General features: G+C 71.6%; 19 protein-coding genes. 5 read left to right on the top strand and 14 right to left on the bottom strand.

Annotation, left to right across the window (positions count from 1 at the left end):
• Positions 1 to 38 precede the first annotated feature (38 nt).
• The gene (locus ACU436_RS37565) at positions 39 to 2,000 is read left to right on the top strand and encodes an MFS transporter (protein WP_459031870.1); all 1,962 of its coding nucleotides are present in this window, start codon (positions 39 to 41) and stop codon (positions 1,998 to 2,000) included.
• 24 nt (positions 2,001 to 2,024) lie between these two features.
• Here ACU436_RS37565 and ACU436_RS37560 read toward each other — a convergent pair whose 3' ends face one another.
• Genes ACU436_RS37560 through ACU436_RS37540 form a run of 5 tightly spaced genes read right to left on the bottom strand, consistent with a single transcriptional unit; the run spans position 2,025 to position 6,502 of the window.
• Positions 2,025 to 2,624: a cupin domain-containing protein gene (locus ACU436_RS37560; protein WP_459031869.1), complete on the bottom strand. Its 600-nt coding sequence runs from the start codon at positions 2,622 to 2,624 to the stop codon at positions 2,025 to 2,027.
• Positions 2,624 to 3,370, bottom strand: a complete 747-nt coding sequence (locus ACU436_RS37555) for a cupin domain-containing protein (RefSeq protein WP_459031868.1) — start codon at positions 3,368 to 3,370, stop codon at positions 2,624 to 2,626. The genes ACU436_RS37560 and ACU436_RS37555 overlap by 1 nt, the downstream gene beginning before the upstream one ends.
• A 34-nt stretch (positions 3,371 to 3,404) precedes the next feature.
• Entirely contained in the window at positions 3,405 to 4,433 is a 1,029-nt protein-coding gene (locus tag ACU436_RS37550; RefSeq protein ID WP_459031867.1) for a Bug family tripartite tricarboxylate transporter substrate binding protein, read from the bottom strand.
• 15 nt (positions 4,434 to 4,448) lie between these two features.
• Positions 4,449 to 4,976, bottom strand: a complete 528-nt coding sequence (locus tag ACU436_RS37545) for a tripartite tricarboxylate transporter TctB family protein (RefSeq protein WP_459031866.1) — start codon at positions 4,974 to 4,976, stop codon at positions 4,449 to 4,451.
• Positions 4,973 to 6,502 (bottom strand): tripartite tricarboxylate transporter permease, encoded by a 1,530-nt coding sequence (locus ACU436_RS37540; protein ID WP_459031865.1) that lies wholly within the window; start codon positions 6,500 to 6,502, stop codon positions 4,973 to 4,975. The genes ACU436_RS37545 and ACU436_RS37540 overlap by 4 nt, the downstream gene beginning before the upstream one ends.
• A gap of 98 nt (positions 6,503 to 6,600) precedes the next feature.
• Here ACU436_RS37540 and ACU436_RS37535 point away from each other — a divergent pair, with 98 nt between their 5' ends.
• Both ACU436_RS37535 and ACU436_RS37530 read left to right on the top strand, forming a co-directional pair.
• On the top strand, positions 6,601 to 7,743 hold the full coding sequence (locus tag ACU436_RS37535) for an MFS transporter (RefSeq protein ID WP_459031864.1): 1,143 nt from the start codon (positions 6,601 to 6,603) through the stop codon (positions 7,741 to 7,743).
• 51 nt (positions 7,744 to 7,794) lie between these two features.
• On the top strand, positions 7,795 to 9,048 hold the full coding sequence (locus ACU436_RS37530) for an NAD(P)/FAD-dependent oxidoreductase (protein WP_459031863.1): 1,254 nt from the start codon (positions 7,795 to 7,797) through the stop codon (positions 9,046 to 9,048).
• Between the two features lie 216 nt (positions 9,049 to 9,264).
• On the opposite strand, the gene ACU436_RS37525 is transcribed toward ACU436_RS37530, so the two are convergent.
• From ACU436_RS37525 to ACU436_RS37510, 4 genes are read right to left on the bottom strand one after another with little or no spacing between them, the layout of a single operon-like run.
• A complete protein-coding gene (locus ACU436_RS37525; protein ID WP_459031862.1) occupies positions 9,265 to 10,254 on the bottom strand; it encodes an ABC transporter substrate-binding protein in 990 nt (329 codons plus the stop codon).
• Positions 10,255 to 10,256: 2 nt separating this feature from the next.
• Positions 10,257 to 11,273 carry an amidohydrolase family protein gene (locus ACU436_RS37520; RefSeq protein WP_459031861.1) on the bottom strand — a complete coding sequence of 339 codons (1,017 nt, stop codon included), beginning with the start codon at positions 11,271 to 11,273 and terminating at the stop codon, positions 10,257 to 10,259.
• Entirely contained in the window at positions 11,270 to 11,968 is a 699-nt protein-coding gene (locus tag ACU436_RS37515) for a 4-carboxy-4-hydroxy-2-oxoadipate aldolase/oxaloacetate decarboxylase (protein WP_459031860.1), read from the bottom strand. The genes ACU436_RS37520 and ACU436_RS37515 overlap by 4 nt, the downstream gene beginning before the upstream one ends.
• Positions 11,965 to 13,041, bottom strand: coding sequence for a zinc-dependent alcohol dehydrogenase (locus ACU436_RS37510; protein ID WP_459031859.1), 1,077 nt, complete (start codon positions 13,039 to 13,041; stop codon positions 11,965 to 11,967). The genes ACU436_RS37515 and ACU436_RS37510 overlap by 4 nt, the downstream gene beginning before the upstream one ends.
• Before the next feature lie 114 nt (positions 13,042 to 13,155).
• Here ACU436_RS37510 and ACU436_RS37505 point away from each other — a divergent pair, with 114 nt between their 5' ends.
• Both ACU436_RS37505 and rpiB read left to right on the top strand, forming a co-directional pair.
• Entirely contained in the window at positions 13,156 to 14,109 is a 954-nt protein-coding gene (locus ACU436_RS37505; protein WP_459031858.1) for a substrate-binding domain-containing protein, read from the top strand.
• A gap of 21 nt (positions 14,110 to 14,130) precedes the next feature.
• Positions 14,131 to 14,574 (top strand): ribose 5-phosphate isomerase B, encoded by a 444-nt coding sequence (rpiB, locus tag ACU436_RS37500; RefSeq protein WP_459031857.1) that lies wholly within the window; start codon positions 14,131 to 14,133, stop codon positions 14,572 to 14,574.
• Here the strand turns inward: rpiB and ACU436_RS37495 are convergent.
• Genes ACU436_RS37495 through ACU436_RS37475 form a run of 5 tightly spaced genes read right to left on the bottom strand, consistent with a single transcriptional unit; the run spans position 14,568 to position 19,084 of the window.
• On the bottom strand, positions 14,568 to 15,590 hold the full coding sequence (locus ACU436_RS37495; protein WP_459031856.1) for a tripartite tricarboxylate transporter substrate binding protein: 1,023 nt from the start codon (positions 15,588 to 15,590) through the stop codon (positions 14,568 to 14,570). The two genes, rpiB and ACU436_RS37495, sit on opposite strands and share 7 nt — an antisense overlap.
• 16 nt (positions 15,591 to 15,606) lie before the next feature.
• Positions 15,607 to 16,455, bottom strand: coding sequence for an alpha/beta fold hydrolase (locus tag ACU436_RS37490; protein ID WP_459031855.1), 849 nt, complete (start codon positions 16,453 to 16,455; stop codon positions 15,607 to 15,609).
• Positions 16,456 to 16,457: 2 nt separating this feature from the next.
• Positions 16,458 to 17,282 (bottom strand): 3-methyl-2-oxobutanoate hydroxymethyltransferase, encoded by an 825-nt coding sequence (locus tag ACU436_RS37485; protein ID WP_459031854.1) that lies wholly within the window; start codon positions 17,280 to 17,282, stop codon positions 16,458 to 16,460.
• A gap of 10 nt (positions 17,283 to 17,292) precedes the next feature.
• Complete coding sequence (locus ACU436_RS37480; RefSeq protein WP_459031852.1) at positions 17,293 to 17,793, bottom strand: hypothetical protein; 501 nt, start codon at positions 17,791 to 17,793, stop codon at positions 17,293 to 17,295.
• Between the two features lie 4 nt (positions 17,794 to 17,797).
• Complete coding sequence (locus tag ACU436_RS37475; RefSeq protein WP_459031851.1) at positions 17,798 to 19,084, bottom strand: aromatic ring-hydroxylating dioxygenase subunit alpha; 1,287 nt, start codon at positions 19,082 to 19,084, stop codon at positions 17,798 to 17,800.
• Between the last annotated feature and the right edge of the window lie 12 nt (positions 19,085 to 19,096).

Raw genomic sequence — 19,096 nt, 5'->3', positions numbered from 1 at the left:
CCGCGCCTCTCCGAACGCCGGGATGGAGGGATGGAGCTTTGCGCGGGGAGCGCGCGGATTGTTGGCCGCCCGCGCCGACATCGGCATCACCCGCGAGGGATGGCTCCGTCTCCCCCGTACGTCGGTCGCGAGCTCGGTCCGATCCCGTGGACGAGGCCGGCCGAGGCCGGGTCGGAACACTCCGCAGCAAGGCCGTGACGGCCTGGCGGCGACGGCGGCCGCGACCTAGAGCCGAGGCGGACGGATGGGGGGCCGCTGCGCGTGTTGGTCACCCCGACCGGGTGATGTCCGCACCGCCGCGGCGCGGTGACATTCCTGCCGCGCCGGACGACGGGTGGGCCTCGAAGGACGGCTCGATGCGGGCGCAGGACCGTCACGATCGGCGAGATGGTGGGTCCGCGATGACCGAGGCAGCGAGTTCCAGCGATGGCGAGCGGGTGAGAGGCCGGCAGAGAAGGCTGGCCCTGCTGCTGGCGGCGGCGATGTTCGTGCTCGTCGTCGACACCTCGCTGATGAACGTGTCGATCGCGGCGGTGGTCCGGGATCTCGGCACGACCGCCAGCGGCGTCCAGTCGGCGATCGCGCTGGAAGCGCTGGTGTCCGCCGCATTCATCCTGATCGGCGGCAAGGTCGGCGATCTCATCGGGCGCAAGCGGGCCTACGCGCTTGGTCTGCTGGGCTACGCCGTCGGCGCCCTGGCGATGGCGCTCGCCCAGGGCCTGACCGCGGTCATCATCTTCTGGGCGGTGCTGGGTGGCATCGGTGCATCCCTGCTGCTGCCGGCCATGCAGTCGCTCATCCACGGCAACTTCGAGGGATCGGCGCAGAAGCAGGTCTACGCCCTGGTCGGGGCCGCCGCGGCGATCGCTGCTGCCGTCGGACCGCTGCTCGGCGGCTTCATCACCACCTACCTGTCGTGGCGCGTCGGCTTCGTACTCGAGGTCGCCATCATCGCCGTCGTGCTGTCGGGCATCACACTCGTCCGCGACGTGCCCTACACCGGACCGCGCAGCATCGACGTCGTGGGCGCGTTGCTGTCCGTCCTGGGGATGGGCGGGCTGGTGCTGGGCATCCTGGTGTGGCAGGAGGGCGGCGAGTCCGTTGCCGGGCTCCTGGTCACGGGCGTGATCGCGATGGCGGCGCTGGTGTACTGGCTGGTGCGGCGCAAGCACGCCGGGAAAGCACCCCTGATCGACCCTGACCTGTTCGGCTCCGCGCTCTTCAGGTTCGGGATCTCCCAGCAGATGCTCCAGCAGATCGCACTGGGCGGCGTCATGATCGCGCTCCCGATCTACCTGCAGATGGTGCTGGAGTACAACGCGATGCAGGCCGGCCTGTCCCTCGCCCCGCTCTCGCTCAGCATGTTCGCCGTTGCGGTGCTCGCCGGGAAGAAGTCAGGACGCCGCCGCCCCAGCAGCATCGTCCGGCTGGGCTTCGTGCTCCTCACCGTGGGCGTCGCGGTGCTGATCCCGATCGTGCCCCGCGCCGAGTTCGGCTGGGCCCTCATCGTCCCGTTGGTGATCGCGGGCTCGGGGCTGGGCCTGCTGGTGTCCCAACTCAACAACTACACGCTGTCCCCGATCTCGGATGAACGGGTCAGCGAGGCCGCCGGTGTGAACTCCGCGGCCGGCTCGTTCGGGCTGTCGTTCGGGTTGGCGTTCGCCGGCGCCATCATGCTGGCGACCCTGTCGTCCACCTTCACCACCCTGGCGCAGGAAAGCACCGTGCTCCCGGCCGCCGAGAAGCAACAGGTCGCTCAGGTCTTGGAGGAGAACGCGCAACTGATGACCAACACCCAGCTCGAACAGCTGGTGGTCGGCCAACCTCCGGAGATCGAGGACGAGATACTGGGGATCAACACCGAGGCACGTCCGATCGCCCTTCAGGTGGCGCTGCTCATCCCGCTCCTGGCCGGCCTCATCGGCTTGTTCAACTCGTTCCGCATGATGCGCCTGCCCGACCCCACGCCATCCGGCTCCGAGGGGGTGGCCCTCGGCTGATCTCGCATCCGCCGGGACGCGAGATCAGCTACCGCGGAGGTACTCGCGGACCCGGTCGGCGTCCAGGACCACCGTCGGGTCGTACTCCGGCGCATCCTCCAACTGCTCCAGATCGTTCAGGCCGCTGTGCTTGAAGATCCGGTTGATCGCCGAGATCAGACGGGCCGGGCGCTGGGGGTCGGCGTTGAAGTGCTGGTGGATCGTGTTCGGGGGCACGTAGATGACATCGCCCGCCTCCCACTCGAAGCGCTTCACCTCGTCCTGGGGCTGCCAGAAGTAGGTGTCGGTGATCTCGACGTCGCAGTCCTGGTGGAGGTCGTAGCCACGGCCCTCGAGCACGTAGAGGCACTCCTCGGCCAGGTGCCGGTGCTTACCGGAGCGGCTCCCCGCCGGGATGATCTGCATGTAGGCGTCGACCGTCTCCATGCGGGTGTTCATGTCCTCGTTGATCAGGTGCTTCAGCAGCCCCTGCCGGGACATCTCCCACGGCATGTCCGCGGGCTTGAGGATCTTGCGGCGCCCGGCGTTGCGCTCGGGCGCCTCGGCGGCGTCCTGCAGCAGGTTGGCGTAGAGCGGGGCGTTCTCGGTGCCGGCGACCCAGGCCGCGGTCTCGGACCAGGCCACTAGTGCCCCCCATCGGGAGACCGCGGCGTAGATCGGCGGATCCAGGTTTCCGCTGAGTGTGCCGGCGGGCCGGCCTCGTACTGGGCGTACTCGGCCGGTTCGCCGGTGCGCTCAGCGGAAAGCTGGGCCGTCGAGGTACGTGGCGGACTCCCGATGGGGGGCACTTGGTAGCCCTCCGGTGGGTGGTTGAAGTCCTCTTCCTCCTCGCGGACCTCGAACCCGACGCCTTCGGGCGTCGGCGTGGTCTGGCGCGGCTCCACCTGCTTCTGGAAGAGCATGTTCATGAACATGTACATCGGCTTGGTCTTGATGACCAGCGCGCGGGCCGGGCGCTCGGGGTCGGCGTTGAAGTGCTGGTGCACGCAGTTGTTGTGCACGATCGCGACGTCGCCCGCCTCCCAGTCGTAGCGCTCGCCGTCGTGGATCTCGTAGCCGTGGCCGTCGAGGATGTAGAAGGCCGCCTCGTTGACGTGCCCGTGCTTCTGCGACTTCCCGCCGGGGCCGTACTCCTCCAGGTGGAGGTGGAAGGTCTGCGTGATGCCGTCCTTCGGCTCGACGTAGTGGCGGCTGTACGCCTGCGGCCCGTCGACGAACTTGATCTCGCTCGCCTTCTGGACCCGCGGCATCGACCGCAGCCGCTCGAGCTCCGCGGAGAGGCCGTAGTCGCCCTGGACGGCGCGGACGAACGTGCGGTTCTTGTTGCTGTGGTAGAGCTGCTGGTGCGCGTCGTCGCCGGGCGGCAGCATGCCGACCTCCTCCTATTGGACTGACAATTTTACCTTAGTACATGCCAGCCAGCAGTTCACGGTACTTCGGGGGCGCGGTGACGATCCGCTGCACGAGGCCGTCTAGCTCGGCGCCACCGAGGAAGGAGAGCTCGCGCTCCTGCTGCTGAGCGGCGGCCAGGAGGTCCGGATTCGACATGACGGTGGCCATCGCCTCCCGCCAGCAGCCCTTGGCCGCCTCGTCCATCGCGGGCGGCCCCACCAGCGGGCGACCGATCTCGATCAACGCCAGGTGCGCGTCGACCAGCGCCCGCTGCTCGTCGGTCATCGGGACGTCGCGGACCCACGGGACGTCGGCCCGCAGCCACGACGGCGCCTCCTCGCCCATGCGCAGGACGGGGGTCTGCGTGCCCTCCTCGACCGCCTGCCGGCGGCTGCCGGGGTTGCCGGACATGCCGTCGATGGCACCCTGCAGGATCGCGAGCTCGGTCTCGCCCGACCCGGGGAAGCCGGTCACGACCTCGGCGTCGATGTTGAACACCGCGTCGAGGAGCGACGCGGTGACGTAGTCCTCCGCGCCCGGTCCGGTGGACCCCCAGCGGAAGCCCTGCGCGCCCCGAACGGCGTCGAACGTCTGGTACGGCCCGCTGGCGCCGGTGACGATGAGCGGGGGCTCGCTCACGACGCGACCGATGTAGGTGAAGTCGTCGAGGGCGAACTGGGCACCGTCGGCCCCGGCGAGCGACGAGCCACCGGCCCCGACGCCGTTCATGATCGCGATCGTGGTGCCGTCGGCCTTCTCGGTGAGCAGGTTGTTCAGGGCGAGCAGGCCACCCGCTCCGGGCTGGTTCTGCACGGCGATCGTGGTGCCGGTCTGCTGTTCCAGGTACGGGGCGAGCAGCCGGACGTAGGAGTCGTAGCCCCCGCCGGGCTCGTAGGGGACGACGAGCGACACGGTCTCCCCCTCGAGCGAGGAGCAGGCCGGCAACGCGTCGCCTGCGGCCTGGGTGCCACTCGAGCACCCCGCGAGCGCGCCCGCGCCGACACCGAGCGCCACCACTGCACTGAGGCCACGCCGACCCATCGATACTCCCTGTAATCAGTCCAGGAGCAGGCCGGACGGCGTGGGAACGCCGAGGGCCAGCTCAAAAGCCACGTAGAGCACAACCGCGATCACAATGGCGTAGATCGCGCTGAAGATCCATGTCCTCTTGCCCGCGAACCTGAGATACAGCAGCGAGAACACCGGCGCCGTCACGTACAGGCCTGCAAGGTAGAGCAGCACGAAGAAGCCGGCCACCCAGCCGAGGGTCGACGCCCACCGCCGCGGGCCGGCCGTGCGGAAGACGTACTCGACGTCGTCGGGATCCGAGTCATCGGCGCCGACGGCCGGCGCCGGGCGGCGCAGCCGCAGCAGGGCCTGCACGAGGTGCAGCGCGGCGAGCACGACGCCGGCACCGGTGACGAGCCGCGGGAACAGGGCCGCCCGGAACGACCAGTCGCCTGCCGCGAGGAAGGCCCCCGCGAAGAGCGCGAGCAGCAGCACCGTGATGGCGATGTCGGCCACGGCCTCCGGCGTGGGGCGGCGGCTCGCGACGGAGGCCTCGGCGGGTGCGGGCGCGGTCATACCTTCTCCTCGCTCGTCGGATCCGGTGTCCGCCGATCGTCCCGCTTCTTGCTGCGCAGCCTCCGGACCGTCGGGGTCACGATCGCCACCACCATCGCCAGCCCGATCACCAGGACGATCGGGCGGGTCAGCCATGTCCACCCGAACAGCGAGTGCGAGAGGAAGAGGTAGCGCTCGGCGAGGGAGCCGAGCACGACCGCGAGCAGGAACGGCACACGCGGCCAGTCGTACCGGATGCAGATCACGCCGACGGCGGCGGCCCCGATCATCACGAGCACGTCGGCGAAGGAGTTGTTCGACGTGTAGGCGCCCAGCGTCAGGACCAGCAGCAGGAACGGCACCAGGAGCGGGCCGGAGATGAACGTGAGGCGGGTGAGCGGCTTCAGGAGCAGGAACGAGCCCACCACGGCGACGGCGTTGGCCAGCACCGTCACCCAGATCATCGAGAAGGTGACGTCGAGGGAGGTGGTCAGCATCTCCTGGCCGGGGTTCAGGCCCACGATGAGGAACGCGGACAGCAGCACCGCGCTCCCGGCACCGCCGGGGATGCCGAACCCGATCGTGGGGATCAGCGACCCGCTGTCCTTGGCGTTGTTCACCGCGCCCGCCGCGATCACGCCCTCGATCGACCCCTTGCCGAACATCTCCGGGTTCTTGGAGCTCTGTTGCGCCGCGCCGTAGGCCATGAACTGGGCGACGGTGCCCCCGAGGCCGGGCACGATGCCGACGCCCGTGCCGATCGCGCTGGAACGGATCACGAGGGTCCAGTGGCGGAAGACGTCACGCACGCCCTGCCCGACGCCCGCGAGCGAGGCGTCGGCGGCGTCGGCGCTGTCGGCGCGGGCGATGCTGCGCCTGCTGAGCATGATCTGGAGCACCTCGGCACCACCGAACAGGCCCACGACCAGCGGGACGATGCCGATCCCGTCCCAGAGGTAGAGCAGGTCGAACGTGTAGCGCGGCACGCCTTCCTGCGGGTCCAGGCCGACGAGCGACACGAGCAGGCCGAGGCTGGCCATGACGAAGCCCCTGAGCAGCCGCCGCCCGGACAGGGCGACGACGAACGTCAGGCCGAGCACGGTGAGCGCGAAGAACTCCGGTGGGCCGAAGGCGAGCACGACGGGCCGGATGATCGGGATGGAGAGCGCGAGGACCAGCGCCCCGAACACGGCGCCGAGCGCGGAGGACAGCAGCACGGCCCCGAGCGCCCGGCCGCCCTCTCCCCGTTTCGTCATGGGATGCCCGTCGAGCACCGTGGCGGCCGAGGTGGCCTCGCCCGGCACCCCGAAGAGCACGGAGGTGATGTCGCCGGTGGTGGACGTGACGACCCACATGCCCAGCAGGAACGCGAACGCCTCGACCGGCTGCATGTCGAAGGTGAAGGGGAGCATCAGGGCGAGCGTCACGGCCCCGCCCAGCCCGGGCAGGATCCCGACGACGAAGCCGATGAGCACCCCGAGGAGCATCAGCATCAGGGTTTCCGGCTGGAACACCTGGGTGAGGCCGTCGAGGGCGTCGGTCAGCATTCGGCGTCCCTCTTTCGCGACGATGCAGCGGTGCACGGCACGGCTGGTAGTTTGGCACAACCGTAATACCTTTGCTGCAGCCGATCGGAGCAGAGCGCGTGCCGTCGCGTGATCGTCCCTCGCGCGACGCCGTCGCGTCGGCCGCAGGAGCAGGGATCTACTCCGTCTCCCTCGGTGCCGCAAGCGTCGCCCTGCCCCTGCTCGCCCTGCAGGCCGGCTACTCCGCCTTCGAGATCGGCGCCCTGACCGCGGCCTCCGCGGTCTCGCAGATGACCGTCCGGCTCGGCCTGGGCTGGGCGATGCGCCGATGGCCGGACTGGACGCTCATGGCCGGCGCCGCGATCACGCTCGCGGCCGGCTGCGTGCTCGTCGCCCTGTCCAGCGCGTGGGTGCCGTTCGTGATCGCCCAGCTGCTCCAGGGCGCCTCCCGGGCCTGCTTCTGGACCGGCAGCCAGACCCACGTCGTACGGGGCAACGGCCGGGCGGCGGGCGCGCTGGCCCAGGTGAACCTCGTGGGGTCGGTCGGCCAGCTCGCCGGGCCGGTGCTCGCCGGCGTGCTGTCCGAGATCGCCCCGGAGCTCGCACTGGGCGCATCCGCGGCGATCGCGCTGGTCGGCCTCGTCCCCACGTTGCTCCTCGACCGCCTGCCGCCGTTCGCGACACCGCCCGACCGCCCGCCGGGACGGCTGTGGCGCCGCCCCGGGGTCGACGTCGGGTGCTGGGCGGGGATGACCGCCGGCGGCTGGCGCGCCCTGCTCACCTCCTACGTCCCGGTCGCGCTCGACGCGGCCGGCCAGTCCGCCACCGCCGTCGGCGCCCTGATCTCGGTCGCGAACGGTGCCCAGCTGCTCGGCACCGGGCTCTCCGGACGGGTCCGGGCGCAGCTCACGGTCCGCGCACTCTTCGCCGGGATCGTGGTGACCGGCGCCGCCACCGCGCTCACCGCCGCGGTGGCCGGGAACACCGTGCTCGCCGCCGTGGTGCTCGCGGTCAGCGGCGCCGCCGCGGGGGCCGTCCAGGTGCTGGGCCCGGCCCTCGCCGCCGAGTCCGTGCACCCGGAGGAACGCGGGGACGCGATCGCGGCCACCGGCACGTTCCGCGCCGTTGCGTTGTTCGCCGCACCGATGGCCGTCGCGGGGATGGTGGCGCTCGTGCCGCTCACACCCGCGATCGCCGTGGTCGGGGCGGGGATGACGCTCCCGGCGTTCGCCCTGCGCCGCCGAGGTTCCGCTTCCCGGTAAGGGCCACCTTTGGCATAATGGTAAGTCCATTCGCAGCGGAAGGGGTCCCGCATGCCTCGGACCACGTCCACGGGCACGCTGGTCGTCGGCGCGGGCCAGGCCGGCGTGCAGCTCGCAGGCTCCCTGCGGCAGCTCGGTGACACGAGCCCGATCACGCTCGTCGGCGCCGAACCCCACGCGCCCTACCAGCGACCGCCGCTCTCCAAGGAGTTCCTCTCCGGCGCGGCCGGCGCGGAGTCCCTCGCCTTCCGCACACCGGCCTGGTACGCGCAGCAACGGATCGACCTCCTCCGGGGTGAGCGGGTGGTCGACGTCATGCTGCCGGACGGCGACCGCCCCGGGACCGCCCGGACGACGGGCGGGCGCACGCTGCGCTTCGCCCGCCTCGCCCTCACGGTCGGCGCCCGGCCGCGGCGGCTCGACGTCCCCGGGGCCGGCCTCGACGGCATCCACTACCTCCGCGGCCTCGACGACGCGGTCCGGCTGCGCGACCGCCTGGCCGACGCCTCCCGGATCGTGGTCGTCGGCGGCGGCTTCATCGGGCTCGAGGCCGCCGCGGCCGCCCGCGCCCAGGGCAAGCAGGTCACCCTGGTCGAGGCGGCGGACCGGCTCGTCGGGCGGGCGGTGGCGCCGGTCGTCTCGGACTTCCTCCGGCAGGCTCACGAGCGTCGTGGCACCACGGTGCTGCCGGCGGCCGAGGTGGTCGGGTTCGGGGGCACGGGTCGGGTCGCTACCGTTCGGCTGGCGGGCGGGCGCGAGCTCCCGGCCGACCTCGTCCTGGTGGGCATCGGCGTGGTCCCCCGCGCCGAACTCGCCGAGGAGGCCGGCCTCGAGTGCGATGGTGACCTCGGCGGGGGCATCGTCGTGGACGCCACCGCCCGCACCAGCCACGAGGCCGTGGTGGCCGCGGGCGACTGCACGGTGCTGCCCCACCCCATGACCGGCGTCGGCCGCGTCCGGCTGGAGTCGGTGCCGGGCGCCGTGGCGCAGGCCGGCGTCGCCGCGGCCACGTTGCTGGGCCGGAACTCGGACGCCCGCAGCGTGCCCTGGTTCTGGTCGAACCAGGGCGACCTCAGGCTGCAGATCGCCGGCCTGTCCGTCGGCTACGACCACTACGACGTGCGCGGCGAGCCCGACAGCGAGCGGTTCGCCGTCCTCTACTACCGCGAGGGCGCGCTCATCGCCGTCGACGCGGTGAACTCCCCCGCCGACTACCTGGTGGTCCGCAAGGCGCTGACGATGGGCAGGACGCTCCCCGCCGCCGAGGCCGCGGACCCGACCATCCCGCTGAAGAGCCTGCTCTAACTCATCCGAGCGGACCTGATCGGCTGGACGGAGCCTGCGCACGCGGCGGCGCGGGGTCGATGCCCGTCGATACGCGGGCATGATCCGAAGTATCGGTTGCCCATGGCTGTCACCACGACCATGGACGCCCGATACTTCGGATCTTGACGGGGAAGATCGCGGGGCACCACCAGCGACGCTGCGCCGGGCACCGCCAGGAACTCCGGCCCCAGCAAGCTAGATCACGAACTCCTCGGTGGCCTCCGGCGCGAACAGCTCCTTCGGTTCGTAGCGCCGCCGCGACAGCCCCTGCTCGTGGTGGTAGCGCAGGAAAGTGGACAGGGTCTCGGCGTTCGCCTCGAGCCCGTAGGACCAGTAGTCCTCGCCCATCAGCGCCTTGGCCTCCTCCACGGCGGGGATCACCCACGGCAGCGTGAACCTCAGCGCGGAGGAGTCGTAGAGGTTCTCCATGGCCGCGCGCTTCGCGAGGTGCAGCGCCTTCGTGAGCGACTGCGCGACCCAGGGGTGGCGCTCGTAGACGTCCCGGCGGACGACGACCACGTGCATGATCGGGAAGATCCCGGTGGCCGCGAAGTACTCCTTCTCGGCGGTCACGGGGTCGGCGAACAGGCGCCGCACGGGGCTCCCCTGGCGGTACGACGAGGGCACCCGTGGGCTCTGCAGCGCGTCGATCCGGCCGTCGGCGAGCGCCGCCGACAGCGTCGTGTCCGCGGGGATCGGCTCGATCCGGACGCGCCCGCCGAGGTCGACGGCGGCCTTCTCGATCCGGCCCGGTGTCTCCTGCCCACCGGTCCGGTACTCGACCGAGTCCACCGGCACGCCGTGCCGGTCGGCGAGGATGCCGCGGATCCACACCCCGGCCGTGAGCTGCCACTCCGGGGTGCCGACCACCTTGCCGCGCAGGTCCTCCGGCTTCTCGATGCCCGACGCCGCGTTGACGAAGATGCCGCCGTGGCGGAACTGGCGCGACGGGTAGACCGGCAGCGCGACGAACGGCGACGGGTCGAGGTCGAGCGACTTCACGTAGGACGACAGCGACAGCTCCGCCACCTCGAACTCCCGGTGGCGCATCATCCGGAAGAACGTCTCCTCGACGGGGAGGCGCAGGTAGGTGAGGTCGATCCCGTCCGGCTGGACGGTGCCCTCGTGGAGCGCCCGGGTGCGGTCGTAGTCACCGCAGGCGAACGCGAGCCGCAGGCGTGCCACCCCTACCGCCCCGCCGCGCGCAGCCGCGCGTCCAGCCGCGGGTACACGCGCCGCGCGTTCTGCTCGAACACCTGGTGGCGCTCCGCGTCGGTGAGCTTCAGCTGGTCGACGTAGGTCTTCGTGTCGTCCCACTCGACGCCGGTCTCGGGGTCGGCGCCGCGGACGGCCCCGAGCATCTCCGAGGCGAACAGGACGTTCTCGATCGGGAGCACGCGGGCCAGCAGGTCGATGCCGGGCTGGTGGTACACGCAGGTGTCGAAGAAGACGTTGGAGAGCAGCGTCGCGGGGTCCGGCCGGCCCATCCGGATCGCGAGCCCGCGGTAGCGGCCCCAGTGGTACGGGATCGCGCCGCCGCCGTGCGGGATCACGAACCGCAGCGTCGGGAACCGCGTGAAGAGGTCGCCCTCCAGGAACTGCATGAAAGCCGTGGTGTCGGCGTTGAGGTAGTGCGCGCCGAGGGCGTGGAAGTTGGGGTTGCACGAGCCGGAGACGTGCACCATCGCCGGCACGTCGAGCTCGACCATCGCCTCGTAGAGCGGGAACCAGTACTCGTCGGTGAGCGGCGGCGAGTTCCAGAACCCGCCCGACGGGTCGGGGTTGAGGTTGCAGCCCACGAAGCCCGCGTCCACGCAGCGGCGCAGCTCGGCGACGGAGTCGGCGAGCGCGCCGCCGGGGGTCTGGGGCAGCTGGCAGACCGGGGCGAAGTGCTCCGGGAACAGGTCGACGACCCGCGCGACGAGGTCGTTGCTCGTGGCCGCCCACGCCCGCGCGGTGGCCGGGTCCGGCACGTGGTGGGCCATCGAGGAGGCGCGCGGCGAGAACAGCATGAGGTCGCCGCCGCGCTCGCGCAGGATCCGCAGCTGGTTGCCCTCGACGCTCTCGCGGATCGCGTCGTCGCTGACCTTCGCCGGCTCCGGGGCGGGTGATGCCGGGTCGGCGAGCGCGGCCAGCTGCGCGTCCCGGAACTCCACCTGGGCCGCCGGCACGGTCGTGTAGTGGCCGTGGATGTCGATGATCATTTGTCCCCCGCGTCGGCGTAGGTGTCCACGTAGGTGAGGCCCTTGGCGGCGAGCGCCTCGCGCATCGAGTTCACGTCCAGGCTCAGCTCGCCCTTCGCGTAGCGCTCCCGGACCCCCGCTTCCTTCTCCTCCCGCGCCCGCGAGGCCTCGAGCGCGGCGGCGGCCTTCGCCCGCGGCACGACGACGACCCCGTCGTCGTCGGCGACCACGACGTCGCCTGGCTCGACCCACTGCCCCGCGCACACGAGGCCGACGTTGACGCTGCCGAGCGTCTCCTTGACGGTGCCGTACGCGCACACGTGCCGGGACCAGACCGGGAAGCCCATGTCGCGCAGCTCGGCGACGTCGCGGCAGCCGGCGTCGAGCACCACACCCCGGACCCCGCGGTGGGCCACCGCGGTGGCGAGCAGCTCGCCGAAGTAGCCGGCCGACGACGGGCTGGTCGGCGCCACCACCAGCACGTCGCCCTCGGCGCACTGCTCGACGGCCACGTGGATCATCCAGTTGTCACCGGGCGGGACGCTGACCGTCACCGCGGTGCCGGCCACGCGTGCTCCGGGCCAGATGGGTCGCAGGGCCGGGTCGAGCAGGTGGGCGCGGCCCTGCGCCTCGTGGATCGTGGACACGCCGAACCCCGCGAGGCCCTCGACCAGCGCGCGGTCGGTACGGGGTGGGTTGCGGACCACCAGGTTCACGCTTTCTCCTTCCACGGCAACAGCGAGATGTGGATCGCATCTTCCCCGGTCTGGCCCGCGAGCGCCCGGATCGCGTGATCGACCTGGTCGATCCCGAAGCTGTGGGTGGCCAGCCGTTCGAGCGGGAAGCGCCCGGACCCGAGCTGTTCGAGGGCCAGTTCGACCGCCCGGTAGCCGTGCCCGCGCGCGCTGGCCAGTGTGATCGACTTCTCGGTCAGCTTCTTCAGCGGGAAGTCCGGGAACGCCGCCAGCTCGCCCTGGGTCACCATGATCCCCTCGCGGCGCTTGAGGGCGTCGATCCCGAGCAGGACCGGCGCCGTGCCGGCCCCCGAGGTGCAGTCGAGCACGGTGTCGACGCCGCGGCCTCCTGTGAGGTCCATCACTCGCGCCAGGGGATCCTCCCGCTGCACGTCGATCACGGCGTCGGCACCTAGCCCCTTGGCCAGGTCGAGTCGGGCGGCGTCCCGTGTCGTGCCGGTCACGATGATCAGCGATGCGCCGGCCTGCTTGGAGGCGACCACCTGGGACAGCCCCTGCTGTCCCGGCCCCTGGATGAGCACGGTGGACGCGTACCCGACGCGGCCCGCGTTCAGGGCCCACTCGATGCCGTTGGACAGCGGGGTGACCAGGCCCGCGAGCTCGGCCGACACGCCGTCCGGGACCTTGTGGATCACCGCGTTCCATGGCAGGTACATGTACTGCGAGAAGCCGCCCCACAGCCGCCCGGGGTTGTCCGCGGAGGTGTAGCCGTAGCGGCGGGCGCCGGGGTTGGTGCGCCAGTCGGTGAGCTCGCAGTGCCGGTACTCCCCCGCGTGGCACCACTCGCAGTGGAAGCAGCCCACGTAGTGCTCCACGAAGACCCGGTCGCCCTCGCGCACACCCTTGCGCTCGGTGAAGCCGCGTCCTGCCCGCGAGATGACACCGACGTTCTCGTGCCCCATGATCACTGGAGCGGTGAAGGGTGGCTTCGCGTACATTTTCACGTCGGTGCCGCAGATCCCGGCCACCTCGACCTCGAGAAGGGCACTGTCCTCGTCGATGTCGGGCATCGGGAACTCGCGGAGTTCGGTCACCCCCGGACCTGTCCGGACGGCTGCCAGCACCTGATCGGGCATCGACCCCGCCTCTCTGCTTGAGGTCTATTGGTAATACCATAGGGTGTCGGTGAGCGACCAGAGAGGATCGAGATGCAGGAACCCGGGTCCGTGCTGCGAACGGTCACCCGCACGCAGGGAGCCAACGAGGCGCTGAAGAACGGGGAGGTGACTCCCCAGGGGTTCCGCCTCGAGTTCGAGGAAGTCCCGATCCTCGTCTCGGCCTTCCGCCGGATGGTCCGCGAGCTGGCCTACGACGTCAGCGAGATGGCGCTGACCACCTACCTCGTGGCCAAGGAACACGGGGTCGAGTTCACCGCGCTGCCCGTCTTCCTCGCCCGCGGGCTGCACCACGGCGTGGCCCAGGTGGCCTCCGCGGGCGGCATCCGGCACCCGAAGGACCTCGAGGGCCGCCGCGTCGGCGTCGACCGCGGCTACACCGTCACCACCGGCGTGTGGGCCCGCGCGATCCTGCGCGACGAGTACGGCCTGGACCTCGACAAGGTCACGTGGGTGCTGTCGGGCGACGAGCACGTCGCCCAGTACCGGCCCCCGGCCAACGTCGTCCCGGTCAAGCCGCCGCGCAGCCTGGAGGAGCTCCTGCGCAGCGGGAAGCTCGCCGCGGTGCTCGGCGCCCGCATCGACGCCCCCGACGTCGTGCCGCTGATCCCGGACGCGAGGGAGGCCGCCCTCACCGCGCTGCAGGAGCGGCACCTGTACCCGATCAACCACCTCGTCGTCGTCCGCGACGAGGTGCTCCGGCAGCACCCCGACGCCGCCGCCGAGATCTTCGACGCGTTCGCCCGCGCCAAGCAGGTCTACGTCGACCGGCTGAACAACGGGGGGATCGAGTCACCGACCCCGACCGACGAGCTGAACCGGCAGGTGCTCGACCTGACCGGGTCCGATCCCCTCCCCTACGGGATCGAACCGAACCGCGAGATGCTGGAGCGGCTGGTGCGCACGGGCGTCGACCAGAAGATCCTCTCGCGCCCGGTGGACCTGGAGAAGGTGTTCGCCGCCGGGACGCTCGGGCTCGAGGCCTAGGCAATCGGGGAGGGTCCGCCCGTGCGCATCGCGATCGCGGCCGACCACAACGGTGTGGCGCTGAAAGCCGGGCTGGTCGCGATGCTGCGCGGGAGCGGCCACGACGTGATCGACCTGGGCGCGCACGGCCCGGAGGAGGTCGACTACCCGCCCCTGTGCGCCGAGCTGTGCCGCCACGTCGTCGGCGGCGGCGTCGGGCGCGGGATCGTCGTCGGCGGGAGCGGGCTCGGCGAGACCGTGGCCTGCAACAAGATCCGCGGCATCCGGGCCGGGCTGTGCCCGGACCTGTTCCACGCGCGGATCTCCCGCGGCAACAACGACTCCAACGTCCTCGTGCTGGGGGCCAAGGTCGTCGCGCCCGACCTCGCGGGCGAGATCGTGACCACCTGGCTGGAGACGCCGTTCAAGGGCGGCGTCCACCAGCGCAGGATCGACCAGATCGCGGATCTGGAACGGGATCAGTAGCTCGCCACGATCTTCTGCCGGAACTGGTCCGGAGCGGTGAGCACGTCACCCACCAGCTGCCCGGTCTCCGGCCCGCCGAGCGGGTCGAGGGGACGTTCCTGCTCCTCCAGGTCGGCCACCAGGTCCGGGTTGCCGATGGCGCACCCGAACCCGGCGCGCAACGCCTCGACACGGTCGGCCGGCATCTGCGGCGAGGCCATCAGCGCGCGCCCGGTCTGCCCCAGCGCCACCAGATTGTCGATCATCGCCTTCGCGTCGGCGGCCGGCGGGGCCGCCTCGTAGACGGTGGGCGTGTCGGGCAGGAGCGGGTCCCGTTCCTCGTCGAGCGTGACGATCGGGCGGACGTCGCCCGACTCGATCGCCGGCAGCTGGCTGTCGACCGGCAGGATGTGTGCGTCGGCGTTCCCGGCGACCACCGCCGTGCGGGCCTCCGCCGACCCGGCGAAGCCGGTGATGATCTCGAACGGGAAGCCGTAGGCGGCGCCCAGGATGTTCGGCGCGATGTAGTCGTTCGCCCCCGGACCCTGCGCCACGAACCGCACCGGCCGCGTGGCGTTCACGAGGTCCGCGAAGCTGTGGACCGGGCTGTCCTGCGCCACCACGACGACGTTCGGCGGCGCGGAGATCCGACCGACCCAGTTGAGGTCGGCCAGGTCGAAGCTCACGCCGTCGGCCTGCGCGATCTGTGCCGAGACGAGGCCCACCGTGTTGACGATCTGGAAGCGCTTCTCGTCGGCACCGGCCGCGGCGGTCTGGTTGGTCGCGACCAGCCCGCCCGCGCCCGGCTCGTTCCGCACGACGATCGTCGCGTCGAGGCAGTCCTCGAGGTAGGGCGCGAGCGCGCGGGCGTAGGCGTCGTAGCCGCCTCCTGGCTCGTACGGGACGACGAGGTCGACGTCCTCGCCGGCGAAGGGGCCGGCCTTGTCCCCGCTCGATCCACCGGTCCCGCACGCCGCGAGCACGGCGAGCACGACAGCGGCCACGGCGGCGCGCAATGGCCTCGATGATGGCGTCATTGCCATCTGCGTCTCCTCACTGTTTGTCGAGGAACTCCAGGACCCGGGCCGGAGCGGTCTCCCGCGTCTGCCCGGACACCGGGACGTCCCAGTACTCCACGCGCGGCAGGCATTCCTGCAGGTAGCGCGCCGCGGACGGGGCGTGCGACTCGTCCTGGCCCGGAACGATCAACGCCGGGACGTCGAGGCGCAGCAGGTCCTCCGGTTCGGCGCCGGGGACCGTGTCCCGGTCGAACATCAGGCGTGCGGTGCCGCCCACGACGAGCGCGTAGCGGCCGGCGTCCTGCGTCGCGTACGCCTCGGCGAAGGCCGGGTCGGTGCGGATCACGCTGTTCCACGGCCCCACCCGCGGATCCGCGGAGAAGCCGGCGTCCGTGGCTGTCACGTGCGCGACCACCCCGTCCAGGCCATGGGCCTGCACGTGGGCCAGGTGCCGGGCGAACCGGTCGTGCTGCCGCATCCGGTACCTGACGCCGCCCGCCGGGGAGAACAGCACCATGGACCGCACGCGGTCCGGACGTTCCACCGCCATGGCCGCGGCCGTCGAGCAGCCGACGCAGCCGCCCATGAGATGGGCCCGTTCGATGCCGAGGTGGTCGAGCAGCCCGACCGCCTGTGCCACGTAGTGGCTCCAGGACAGCCGCTCGACGCGGCCGCCGGAGCGGCCGGACTCCCGCCGGTCGAACGTGATGCAGGTGTAGCGCGCGGTCAGCTGCTCCAGCAGGGCGAGCCGGCGGTAGATCCCGACCGTCCGCCAGCTCTCGAGGGTGGAGTCGAAGCCGCCCGGGGAGAACATCAGCAGCGGCGGGCCCGAACCCGCCACCTCGTAGCGGGTGGGGATCCCGTCGGCGACGGCGGTGGGCACGGTCACCTCCCGCCGGGGAGCTGCCGGGCGGCCCGCACGTCGTCCGCGTACCGGGTGAGCGCGTCGAGGGTGGTCTGCGCGACGTTGGCGTAGGTGCCGGGGGAGCCGGCCGGGGCGTCGATCGCCGAGGCCGCGTAGCCGATGGCGGCGTGGGCCATGCGCATCCGGCCGTCGAGCCACGGCCCGCCGCCGAAACCGCCCAGCACCGGGACCGACGCGGCCTTCGCGACCGCGGCGCCGACCACGGGGCCCGAGTTCGTGAAGTTCAGCAGCACCGCGCCGGCCTCTTCGAGCCGGCGGGCCGTGGCGATCATCTCGCCGGTCAGGTCCTCCGGGACCTGGTCGGCCGCGGACGGCGTCGCGGAGTACTCGACGCCGTACCGCAGGGCGGTCTGCGGCGTGATGCCGAACTGCGCGAACACCGGGATCCCGGCGCGGGTGATGGCCGCGACGGCGTCGAGGTGGTCGGCGGCCCCGTCGACCTTGACCAGGTCCACGCCGGCTTCCTTGACGAACCGGATCGCCGCGCGCACCGCCTCGGCGGTGCCCTCCTGTACCGGGCCGAACGGGAAGTCGGCCGATACCAGCGCCCGCGACACACCGCGGCGCACCGCCCGGGACACGACGATCATCTCGTCCATCGTGATCTCGAACGGGTTGGCGTGGCCCCAGAGGTTCACGCCCACCGTGTCGCCGACCGAGACGATCTCCACACCGGCGCGGTCGGCGATCCTGGCGACCTGGTAGTCCCACGCCACGACGCCGGCGATCTTGCGGCCCTCGTCCTTCATCCGCTGGAGGCCGCGGAGGGTGGTCCGGTCGCTCATCGCCGCCCCTTCATGCCCGCAGCGCCGTGAGCAGCTCGACGACGTCGCTCTCGTCCGCGCCGGGGAGCAGCACGCGGGCGTGCGGGCGCAGGGCGGCGACGGCCCGGTCCGCGGCGTCGTCGTCGGAGACGACCAGGCCCGCCGTCATGATGCTGCGCTGCCAGCAGGCCTTGCCGATCGTGTAGGCGCAGCCCGCCCCGCCGTCGTCCGTCGCGATCATCACGACGACGTCGGCGCTGGCCAGCTCGTCCGCCAGCGTGGCGGGGCGGCCCTCGATCGAGCGCAGCTCCAGCGTGCCGCCGGTCGGCTCGCAGGCGTAGAAGCGGGCGTTGGCCCACCGGAGCGTCGCGGTGCGGCGGACGATCTCCACCGCCCCGCCGTCGAGGGCGATGATCCGCGGGGCCCGGGCGGGCGCGACCGGGCGCTGGATCCGGAAGCGCGCCTCGGCGGCCGTGGCCGCGCGGGCGCAGCTGCCCGGCAGGCTGGGGTCGACGAACGTCCTGGGAGCCATGCGGCTACACCGACGCGATCGGCTGGCCGGGGCGCACCCGGACGTCCTCGCGGCAGGCGTCGAGGAACGCCTCGGCGTGCGGGAGCACGACCGCCGCGGACCGGACCCGGTGGTGTTCGGGGTCCACGCCGGGCGGGGTGGTGGCGTGGTCGCGCAGCGCGATCGCCGCCTTCCGCAGCTTCTGCCGCGCCTTGATGATCCCGGCGTCGGCGGGCACGAGCCGCTCCTTGGTGCGGTCGGCGATCGGTCCCATGCTCTCCTGCAGGGACGCGTCCTGGATCGCGATGCCCTTGACGCCGGAGTAGTACTCCCCGGAGCGCTGCTTCTCGCGGTCCATCAGGTAGTCGTTGTCGCGGTTGGCGACGGGCCGGTAGGTGCCGGGGATGTTCTCGCTGTGCACGCCGTGGCCCTCGACCATCGCCTGCCGCTCATCGGCCGTGAGCGCCCGGACCGGGTGGTAGTCGAAGCTGTAGGCCCAGCAGTTCTCGTCGTCGATCGGGACCCAGAAGTGGCCGTGGATCGGGTGGTCGCCGCGCGGGGGCACCATCGTGAAGGACGGCATCACCCACGGCGTGATCCGCCAGTAGTACTTGCCGTCCTCGGCGTTGCGCCGGGCGCCGACGAAGAGCCCGCCCTCGGAGTCGGCGACCTCGAAGAAGGGCTTCTTGTCGTTCTGGTTGTACTCGTTGCCCTTGGCGCCCTTGAACAGGGGATCGTTCTTCAGGCCGCCGGAGTGCAGGAACGTGACGTGGCTGGAGTCGATGCCGCCCTCGAAGGCCTGCAGCCAGTTGCTCTGCTGCAGGCGCTTGGACGTGTAGGTCTGCTCGGGGGGCACGAGCGCGAACTCGAACTCCGGCAGCGGCGGCTGCGTCGCCGGGTCCCCCATGTACGTCCAGAGGACGTCGCCGACCTTCACCAGCGGGTAGGCGGTGAGCTTGACGTTCTGGCAGAAGGTCGAGTTGTCCGCCTCCGAGGGCACCTCGAGGCACTGGCCGGCGACGTCGTACTTCCACCCGTGGTACGGGCAGCGCAGGCCGCCCTCCTCGTTGCGCCCGAACCACAGCGAGGCACCCCGGTGGGCGCAGAACTCGTCGATCAGGCCGTAGCGGCCGTGGCTGTCGCGGAAGGCGATGAGCCGCTCGGAGAGCAGCTTGAGCCGCACCGGCGGGCAGTCGTCGTCGGGAAGCTCCTCCGCGAGGCAGGCCGGCATCCAGTACTGCCGGTGAAGCTCCCCCATCGGTGTGCCCGGACCGGTGCGGGTCAGCAGTTCGTTGATGTCCTGACGAAGCACGGGCGTCCTCCC

The sequence above is a fragment of the Pseudonocardia wallangbongensis genome (assembly GCF_054486945.1).
This window is presented reverse-complemented; position numbering and strand designations above follow the sequence as displayed.